At 68.4% G+C, this 9451-nt stretch carries 7 protein-coding genes; 4 read left to right on the plus strand and 3 right to left on the minus strand.

The window, feature by feature from the left end; all coding sequences use genetic code 11:
• Nucleotide 1: 1 nt before the first annotated feature.
• From glyA to ACFFIA_RS37235, 3 genes are all read right to left on the minus strand, one after another.
• Complete coding sequence (glyA, locus tag ACFFIA_RS37225) at nt 2-1264, minus strand: serine hydroxymethyltransferase (protein WP_377260608.1); 1263 nt, start codon at nt 1262-1264, stop codon at nt 2-4.
• Between the two features lie 164 nt (nt 1265-1428).
• On the minus strand, nt 1429-3396 hold the full coding sequence (locus ACFFIA_RS37230; protein ID WP_377260610.1) for an FAD/NAD(P)-binding protein: 1968 nt from the start codon (nt 3394-3396) through the stop codon (nt 1429-1431).
• 86 nt (nt 3397-3482) lie between these two features.
• Nucleotides 3483-4697, minus strand: a complete 1215-nt coding sequence (locus ACFFIA_RS37235) for an ROK family protein (RefSeq protein WP_377260613.1) — start codon at nt 4695-4697, stop codon at nt 3483-3485.
• Between the two features lie 103 nt (nt 4698-4800).
• On the opposite strand from ACFFIA_RS37235, the gene xylA reads away from it, so the two are divergent.
• The 4 genes from xylA (at nt 4801) to ACFFIA_RS37255 (ending at nt 8994) form a co-directional block, all read left to right on the plus strand.
• Entirely contained in the window at nt 4801-5946 is a 1146-nt protein-coding gene (gene xylA / locus ACFFIA_RS37240) for a xylose isomerase (protein WP_377260616.1), read from the plus strand.
• 159 nt (nt 5947-6105) lie between these two features.
• Nucleotides 6106-6240 (plus strand): hypothetical protein, encoded by a 135-nt coding sequence (locus ACFFIA_RS37245; protein ID WP_377260619.1) that lies wholly within the window; start codon nt 6106-6108, stop codon nt 6238-6240.
• 325 nt (nt 6241-6565) lie between these two features.
• Nucleotides 6566-7762, plus strand: coding sequence for a Gfo/Idh/MocA family protein (locus ACFFIA_RS37250; RefSeq protein ID WP_377260661.1), 1197 nt, complete (start codon nt 6566-6568; stop codon nt 7760-7762).
• 122 nt (nt 7763-7884) lie between these two features.
• Nucleotides 7885-8994 (plus strand): Gfo/Idh/MocA family protein, encoded by a 1110-nt coding sequence (locus ACFFIA_RS37255; RefSeq protein WP_377260622.1) that lies wholly within the window; start codon nt 7885-7887, stop codon nt 8992-8994.
• Nucleotides 8995-9451: the final 457 nt, after the last annotated feature.

Raw genomic sequence — 9451 nt, forward strand, 5'->3', positions numbered from 1 at the left:
GTCAGGCCCCTTCCGAGAGAAGATCTGTGAGAGTGTCGTCGGGCCGGCGCCGTTCGCGCAGCGCCACTGTCCGCTCCCGCAACGGATCGCGCTCCGCCTGGTCCCAGTGCTGGGCCTTCAGCGCGGCGAGCACGATGCCGGCCAGCTCCCTGATGTCGGCCTCGTCAAAGCCACGCGAGGTGATGGTGGGCGTGCCCAGGCGAAGCCCGCTGGCGACGAAGGGCGGGCGCGGGTCACCGGCGAGCATGTTGCGGTTGGAAAGGATGCCAAGGTCCTGCAGGCGCCCTTCGGCGTCCCGCCCGGTGAGCCCGGTGCGGGTCAGGTCGAGCACGAGCAGGTGGGTATCGGTGCCGCCCGAGACCAGGTCCAGGCCGCCCGCGAGGAGCAGCTCAGCGAGGAGCCGGGCATTGTCCACCACGCGGCGTTGGTAGGCCCGGAACCCCGGACTCGCCGCGTCCCCCAGCGTCTCCGCCAGCGACACGAGCCCGGCGAGCCCGACCGACGACTGCAGCCCTGGAAACACCGCGGCATCCACCGCGGGCTGCACAGCGGCCGGGCCGAGGATGATGCCGCCACGGGTCCCGCGCAGGGTCTTCTCCACCGAGGTGGTGACGATCGCGTTCGGACAGACGCACGGGTTGTCATGCAAGCCCGCCGCCACCAGGCCGGCGATGTGGGAGATGTCGGCGACAAGCGTGCCGCCCACCTCCTCGGCAATCTTGCTGAACGCGCCGAAGTCGATCGCCCGCGGATAGGCGGAGAAGCCGGAGACGATGACCTTCGGACGCTGACGCAGCGCGACGTCTCGGATCTCGTCGTAGTCCAACAGCCCGGTGCTGGGGTTCACGGCGTAGGTAACGACCTGATATAGATCGTGCACGATGTGTCGCGGATGCCCGTGCGACAGGTGCCCGCCCGACGAGACGTCCAGGGAGAGAAGCGTGTCGCCCGGCTTCATCACCGCTCGGTAGGCGGCGAGGTTGGCCAGTGACCCCGAGGCCGGTTGGACGTTGGCGTAATCGGCTCCGAACAGCTCACATGCCCGGCGCACGGCCAGCCGCTCCACCTCGTCAAACAGGTGCGTACCGGCGTAGGGCTTGCGGCCGACATGCCCCTCCGCCGAGCGAAACTGCGCCACGCCCCAGGTTCGATTGTCCCGGGCGGCACCGATCGGCGCATTCGACGCCGCGATCAGGTCGATGCTGTTGAGATAGTGCTCATCTTCACGACGTAGCAGGCCTTCTATCTCGGCGTCCGTTGACATGACCTCACTCCAATGCTGTTGTCACTGCGTTGACAGGGCGTGGATCGGGTCGTTGCCGATAATCAGGTTCAGGAGCGATCGCAGCGTCAGGTCGAGACATGCACGTTGTGGCGACTGGGAACAACGATGCTCAGCACTGTTCTCCTCAGCGTCGTGAAGGCCGACTAATAAGAGTTCGTACGTTCGAAAAGATCTTCTTGGATGCCTGAAAGACCACGGAGGCTCGCCCTAGCCACCTGATCGGCGTGGTGAAACGCGACCGCGTCGGTCCCGGGCAAGGCAAATGCCCGCGCCCCACGCAGTGACGTGTTCCAGCCCAGTGCGAAGCGGGACGGGTGGGCCCGACCCGCCGCGTCGATGAGGCGACCGTCGCCGTCCACGGCGATGCGCCCGGTGCTGTGGCGGTGGCCTGACTCGTCGGTCAGCACCTCCTCGGTGACCGCGCCCGAGGCGTGCAGGTCCGACAGCAGTCCGTCCGCCGTGTGGGCGATCGTCAGCGCCGGCTGGAACGCGTCGACCAGTGCGGTCGCGACGAACTCACTGGACGTATTGGCGCTGGTGGCCCGAAACAGCCCTCGCCGGGAGTCTCCGCGCACCCGCATCCCGGATCCGATGAGGACGATGACGCCGCGCCGGGCCAGCGCGAGCGCCTGTTCGACGCGGAAGGCCGGAGGGCCACTGACCACGAGGTCGAAGAGTCTGGTCCAGGCGTTGTCGAGGTCCACGCGCGACCTGCCATCGAGCAACGGGCGCAGGCGCGGTAGCTGGCCGAACATGACCAGCAGCGCCGCGTAGACGGCAAGGTCGGCGGACCGGAATGGATCCGATGCCCGCGCGATCTCCGTCCGCAGCTCGGCGCACAGGTAGTCGTTCAGCTCCTGCACGCTGTCGAAACGGTGACCCCGCAACGGTTGGTGCAGTGCGTCCATGTCGAACCGGTGGGAAGCGGCGATGACAGCGCGGGTGCTCACGCGGGTCACATCGGCGAGGTCGCCCGCGCGGTCGAGCAGGTCCTGCACCTCTTGCAGGCTCAGGCCCGCGAGGTCGGGGCGGATCGCGAACAGTTGCCGGTGGTAGGCGAGGCTGAGCTCCTTGACCACGAGCGGCCACACGTCCCCCTCGAAGCTCAACCGGCTGCCGTCGGCCACCATGCGCCCGACGGCCCCGTCTGTCAGGTAGCGCAGGACGGCCTTGTCGGGTCGCCGTTCCGGCTTGCACCGGTACGGCAGCCCTCGCCGGGACCCGACATAGAGAAGCGGCTCACGACCGCTGGCGTGGTATTCGAGCGTGCCGTCGCGACCCCGCGCGTAGCGACCGCCGCGGCCTTCCGTGAGCAGCGCCATCAGGTCGAAGAACGCGAGGCCGAAGCCACGCATGATCACTCGCTCACCGGCTGGGATCGCCGACAGGTCGAGGTCGACGGCGTAGCCGAGCGGGACGTAGACGAGGCCGTGCCGGTCCGCGAACGCCACCAGCTCGGCCTGCTCGCCGGTCGGGCGCGCATCCAGGTGTCCCAACGCGAGTGCGACCACGTCAGCGCACTCCGATCCGCCGTCGTCCAGGACGACCACCTGCCGGCCATCCGCCGTGTCGGACAGGCCGGTCGCGCGCCCCTTTCGCACCCGCATCCGTACGCCAGGCGGGGCATGCTCGACAAGATGCGACAGGAACCAGGACAGGTACGCCCCTTGCAAGCGCCGGGTGGCGAACCCGCCTGGCGTGACGTCGGCGAGATCAGCGTCGAGCGCCGGATCGGCTACCGGGGGCAGTCGTCCCGCCACCGTGTCCGCGACCCATTCGTGCAATGCCGGGCCTGGGCGCGGCGGGCCGGCGAGCCGGACAGAGCTGCCGGGGAATAACGTCACATCCCGCGCAAATGAATTCATGCGCATCAATGGTGACTGATCCACGCGCCAGACCCGTCCCGCACTGGCCGGGTAGGGGTCTATAAGGACGATCTCTAACCGAAATCCCGGTGCCAGCGACGGCGCGTTCGCGAACAGCCGCTCCACCAGTCCGACGCCGACGGGGCCGGCGCCAACCACGGCCACTCGGCCGTCGACCGAATCATCGACCACGCCTCCGTCCGTCGCGGCGACCCGTAGGGTGCCTGCCGGTGACACGGAACGCATAGACGAAATCGTGCATTGAGTGGTCTAAATCCGCAATACCCAGAGCCGAAAGACCTGTCGATGGCACGAGTCCGGGTCAGGGACAATCAACGCAGTAACAGCGCGGGGTCCGCATGGACGAGTTCGATGACCTTGCCGGCCGCGCCCAGCACCGCCGACTCAGCGGCCACCGGGGAGACCGCTACCCGGGGGGAGCTGCCATGCAGTGCGCTTCGCCGCAGTTCCTCCTCGACCACTGGCCGCACCCAGAGACCCAGTGGAGCGAAGATCCCACCTAGCACGACTGTGTCCGGGTCGAGCAGCTTGGCCGCACCGGACACGGCCAGGCCGAGGGCACGCCCGGCCCGTTCGACCGCGGCCAGAGCCGCCGGATCGCCCACCTGCAACTGCTCCACGAGCACCGCCATCGCCGGCCTCGGGTCGCCGGACCCGTCGCCGCGGGCAGCCTCGCCGAGCCCGGCCGCCCGCAGGATGGCCTCCTGACCAGCGATCCCTTCGAGGCAGCCGCGCCCACCGCAGGCACACACCGAGCCCTCCGGCTCCACCGTGACGTGGCCGAGTTCACCCGCGAATCCGTGCGCGCCCCGGAACACCTGACGATCGACGACGATCCCGGACCCGATGCCGGTCTCCCCCGACACGTGCACGAAGTCCCCGGCCTCCGGCCCAAGCCCGAACCACAGCTCACCGAGGGCGGCCAGGTTTGCCTCGTTGTCGAGCTCGATAGGCAGCCGCAGGGGCGGGACGACCTCCGACAGCAGCGAGGCGATTGGCACCTCGGACCAGCCCAGGTTCGGTGCGTGAACCGTTCCGGCCCAGTTCAGCACGCCCGGCACGGCGACCACCGCACCGGCTATCGACAACCCTTGCTCCGCGACGGCGGCCTTCGCGGAGTCGACGATCTGCGCGAGCGAGGCAACCACCGCCTCCGGTGCGCGACCGCGGTTGTCGAGGGCGACCATGTGCCGGTAGCGGACGCGGCGACCGAGGTCGAGCACGCACGCGGCCAGGTACTTGACGTTGATCTCAAGCCCCAGCCCAGCGGCGGCGTCGGAGTTGATCGTCACCGCGACCCCCGGCCGTCCCCGCTCGCCCTCGTGCAGCAACTGCCCGTCGCGCACGATCCCCGCGTCGGCCAACACGGTCACCAGGTTGGACACGGTGGTCTTGGCGAGGCCGGTCAGGCTGGCCAGCTGGGCCCGGGAGACCGGCTGGTTGGTCGCGATGGCCCTGAGCAGGATGGCGAGATTGCGCTCCCGCATCGCTCCGTGCCAGATCGGGCCGTCTGGCGTGCTTCCCATGCGACAGAGGTTAGATGCGGCGGTGCCGCCCGGCCTATTGGCTTGCCCGTCGCCGGGTGCTTAGATTCGTCCATAACGTTCACTAAACCTGAGGAGGAGTCCGGTGACACTCGCGCCCACCCCTGAGGATCGCTTCAGTTTCGGACTCTGGACGGTCGGCTACCAGGAACGCGACCCGTTCGGCGAGGCGACCCGACCGCCGCTCGACCCCGTGGAGTCCGTGCACCGGCTGGCTGAGCTCGGGGCCTGGGGCGTGTCGTACCACGACGACGACCTGCTCGCGGTGGAGCCCGACCGCAACAAGGCGATCGCCGCCTTCCGCAAGGCCGTCGACGAGACCGGCCTCGTCGTGTCGGAGGCCACCACCAACCTGTTCAAGCACCCGGTCTTCAAAGACGGGGCGTTCACCTCAAACGACCGCGACGTGCGGCGCTATGCCATCCGCAAGGTCCTGCGCAACATCGACCTGGCCGCGGAGCTCGGCGCGAAGATCTATGTCTTCTGGGGTGGCCGAGAGGGCGCCGAGACCGACGCCGCCAAGGACGTCCGCGATGCCCTGGAGAGGTACAAGGAAGCGCTCGACTTCCTCGCCGCCTACGTCAAGGACCAGCAGTACGACATGCGGTTCGCGCTGGAGCCCAAGCCAAACGAGCCTCGCGGCGACATCCTGCTGCCCACCATCGGCCACGCGCTCGGGTTCATCTCCATGCTCGAGCACGGCGACATGGTCGGCCTCAACCCGGAGGTCGGGCACGAGCAGATGGCCGGGCTGAACTTCGTTCACGGCGTCGCCCAGGCGCTGTGGCAGGGCAAGCTGTTCCACATCGACCTCAATGGCCAGCACGGCCCGAAGTACGACCAGGACCTGGTCTTCGGCCACGGCGATGTGAAGAGCGCGTTCTTCCTCGTCGACCTCCTCGAAAACGGCGGGTACGACGGCCCACGGCACTTCGACTACAAGCCCGGTCGCACCGAGGACATCTCGGGCGTGTGGGCTTCGGCAGCGGCAAACATGCAGGCATACCTACTTCTTCGGGAGCGCAGCCGCGCCTACCGGGCCGACCCAGCGGTGCAGGAGGCGCTGCGGGCATCCCGCGCCGACCAGATCGCCGTGCCGACGCTCGCGCCAGGGGAAACGGTCGAGTCGTTGCGGGCGGACGAGTTCGACGCCGACGCCGCCGGCGAGCGCGGCTACCACTTCCGCGCGCTTGACCAGCTCGCCATCGAGCATCTGCTCGGTGCGCGCTGACCGCTACCCCCAGGAGGAACAACCGGGCGCCGCCCATTGGTCGGCCGGCGCCCGCGTCACCGTGGCCGCACGAGGGAGGCCGGTTCGAGCCGGGCGTTGCGCGGGATCCCACCGCAGCCTGGGGCCTGGCGGGAAGCGCTCCGACTCGATGGCCATCCGGTGGGGGCCGACGCCCCGGCCCCACCGCTCGATGCCCTCGTCGCCGCGCCAGGGCTGTCCGAGCGTGGTCGCGAGCTGGATGAGATCGACGCGCGGCTGGCCCTGGCCGCCTCCGACCGGGCCGCTTGGTCCTGATCGCCGGTCTGCGGGGCGTCTGCCTGGTCGTGCACCGGGTGCGCGGGCAGGGGCCACCCCACACACAATTCGTCCACGATCTGGACCAAATCAAGACGTTACCCGGCCCGCCCGACGGCGGCCGGTAGAGAACGAAACTGGCCGACTGACACGCCCCGCCGGCCGGGCCGGCACGACAAGAGCGGCGTCCTGTGCCCCAGCGCACCCCGAAACGACAGCCGACCAGTGTCCCTTTCGGCGAACAACGCGCCGACGCTGTCCGGTCCTGATGCCAGGGCCGACCGCCGCCTTTCGACACCCATGCTCCAATTTCTATGGAGGGGTCATGACGAGCAACAACAGCGAACAGGTCGCTCGTGGGCCAAAGACGTCCGGTGAAACAGTCGGAGTAGTCTTCGTCGGCTGTGGATACGCCGCGGACTTCTACGGTGCCACCATGCCCAACTACCCTCATATCGAGGTCAAGGGCGCCTTCGACGTGGAAGAGGACCGTGCGGCCACATTCGTCGAGGAGTACGGCGGGCGTGTCTTCAACGACTTTGACGAGGTGCTGGCCGACCCTGGCGTCGCCATCGTGGTCAACCTGACTTCCGTGTCAAAACACTACTCCGTGAGCAAGGCAGCACTGCTGGCCGGCAAGCACGTCTACTCGGAGAAGCCGCTCGCTTCCAGCCTCCCGGAGGCAACGGAACTCGTCGAACTGGCCAGGGAGCGAGGGCTCCTGCTGTCGAGTGCTCCGTCGACCATCTTCGGCCAGGCCGGGCAGACGCTCCTGCGGGCCGTCCACGATGGACTGATCGGTAAGCCACGCCTGGTGCACGCTTCGCTCGACATGGGCGCTCTCGCCTTCATGCCCTACACGGAGTGGCGGAGCCGGCGGGACGTGCCGTGGCCGTACCTGGACGAAGTCGCCAACGGTTGCACCATGGAACACGCGGGATACCAACTCAGCTGGCTGGTGGCCATGTTCGGCCCAGTGGTACGCATGGCGGCCCACACGTCCCTCCAACTCGGCGACAAGTGGCCGACGCGGACACAGCTCGCCCCCGACGTCTCGCTGGGCTTCCTCGAGTTTGCCAACGGCACCGTCTGCCGGCTCAGTATCGGCTGGGTCGCACCGGCGGACCTGTCCCTCACCGTCATCGGCGACAAGGGCATCCTCTCGGTGGGCGACGTGTGGCAGGCCTCCGCCCCGGTCATGTTGCGGCGCAACGTCCGGACGAGCGGCAAGACCAACGCGTACCTTGCCGAACCGGAGCAGCTCCCCTTCGTGATACCAGCCGCCCAGCACCGCTACACCGATACCCATGACCTCACGGTCGGCGCCGGCGTGGCCGACATGGCCTCGGCGGTCCTCAAGGGGGGACAGTCTTTCCTGAGCGCCGACTTCTCCCTCCATGTACTCGATGTCACGCTCCGGCTCGCCGCGGGCCGAGGTGTCATGGAAGACGTGACGCTTCCCGCCTCTGACGACGAGAAGCTGGCGCGTCCCCCCGTCGCCGCCGATACAGCGGCCAGGTGAACGAACCTGACGCGCCTCCCGGTGTTCGGACGCCCTTGGGAACCGGGGACGTGGCCACACGGTGCGCCGGCAACTTCGTCGGTGACCTCGCTATGGGACAACCACTCACAGTAGGAGACGACATGGCTGGCCCGTTGCGGATCGGCGTGGTGGGCGCCGGCAACATCAGCGGCGAATACCTGGAAACGCTGTCGCGGATGCCAAACGTGCATCCCGTGCAGGTGGCAACCCGCAACGCCGAAAAAGCTCGAGCTGCCGTCGCACAGCTCCCCGGGACACGTGCGACGAGCCTGCCGGAACTCTATGCCTCGGACGAGGTCGACCTCGTCCTCAACCTCACGACGCCTGAGGCCCACCTGGAGGTATCCCAGGCCGCGATCGCGGCGGGCAAGCACCTGTACGGGGAAAAGCCGCTCGCCATGACCACCGGGGAAGCCCGCTCGATCCTCAGCGCGGCGTCGGCCGCCGGGGTGCGGGTGGGCTGCGCACCGGACACGGTACTGGGCACCGGTATCCAGACCGCGCGGGTGTGCGTGGAGAAGGGGGAAATCGGCACCCCGATCGCGGCAACCGCCTTCATGACCACGCCGGGGCACGAACGCTGGCACCCCGACCCCGAGTTCTACTACCGCCCGGGGGGTGGGCCGCTGCTCGACATGGGCCCGTACTACCTGACCGCCCTGGTTCTCATGCTCGGGCCGGTGCGCCACGTCACCGGTCTGTCCGCCACGCCTCGCCGTACGCGCACGATCGGCAGTGGCCCCCGGGCAGGTACGACGTTCGCCGTAGAAGTGGCAACCCACGTCACCGGGGTGCTGGAACATGCGGGCGGAGCGCTCTCCACCCTCATGATGAGTTTCGACGTGTGGGAGAGCACGTTGCCCAGGATCGAGGTGTACGGCACGGACGGCACGCTGTTGGTGCCCGACCCCAACAGCTTCACCGGCGACGTCCGCGTCTGCCACACCGGCGATCCGACCTGGCAAAAGGCGCCGGTGCTCGGCGGCTATCTGGCCGCGGCACGGGGCATCGGTGTGGCCGACATGGCACGCGCCATCGCGACGGGTACGGCGCACCGGGCGAGTGCCGAACTCGCCTACCACGTGCTCGACATCATGGAATCGCTGCTCTCGGCGGTGGAGTCGGGAGGCAGCCGGCAAGTGGACAGCAGCTTCGAGCGCCCAGACGCGGTGCCCGCCGGCGCGCGGCCAGACCACCTCCACCTGGGGTGAAAGCCGGCCACCGCCCATGCGGGCGGTGGCGAACACATGCTCAGGCCGGCCCGGCTTGAGGGCTGCACATCCCGGGCCGGCGAAACCCTGGCAGCGGGCGTGCCGCACGACGTCGTGACTCGGCGTTGCGGACCTCGCTGACCGCTACTTATGAGGTCGACGCTGTCACGCCCTGGAAGTTTCGGCCTCGATCCGAAATTCAGGGTGACGTGGCGCACGCTGTGACGACGTAAGCAACCGGTTAAGCCACTACCATCAGGTAGGCATCTAGCGCTACCGTGAGCCTGTTGAACCACTCGCCATCCAGAGAAGTTCCGGAATTGTCTCGGAACTATCGGTCGTGCAGTGCCTGCCGGGCAGCGGTGAGGCAACCGACAGGAGACGGTCTTCCATGAGTGAACGTGCCGCGGCGCCGGACGCGGTGACCATCCCCGAGCCCTGGCAGGACCCGAGCCTT

Origin of the sequence: Phytohabitans kaempferiae, assembly GCF_042433955.1 — a bacterium.
GTDB classification, from domain to species: Bacteria; Actinomycetota; Actinomycetes; order Mycobacteriales; family Micromonosporaceae; genus Phytohabitans; species Phytohabitans kaempferiae.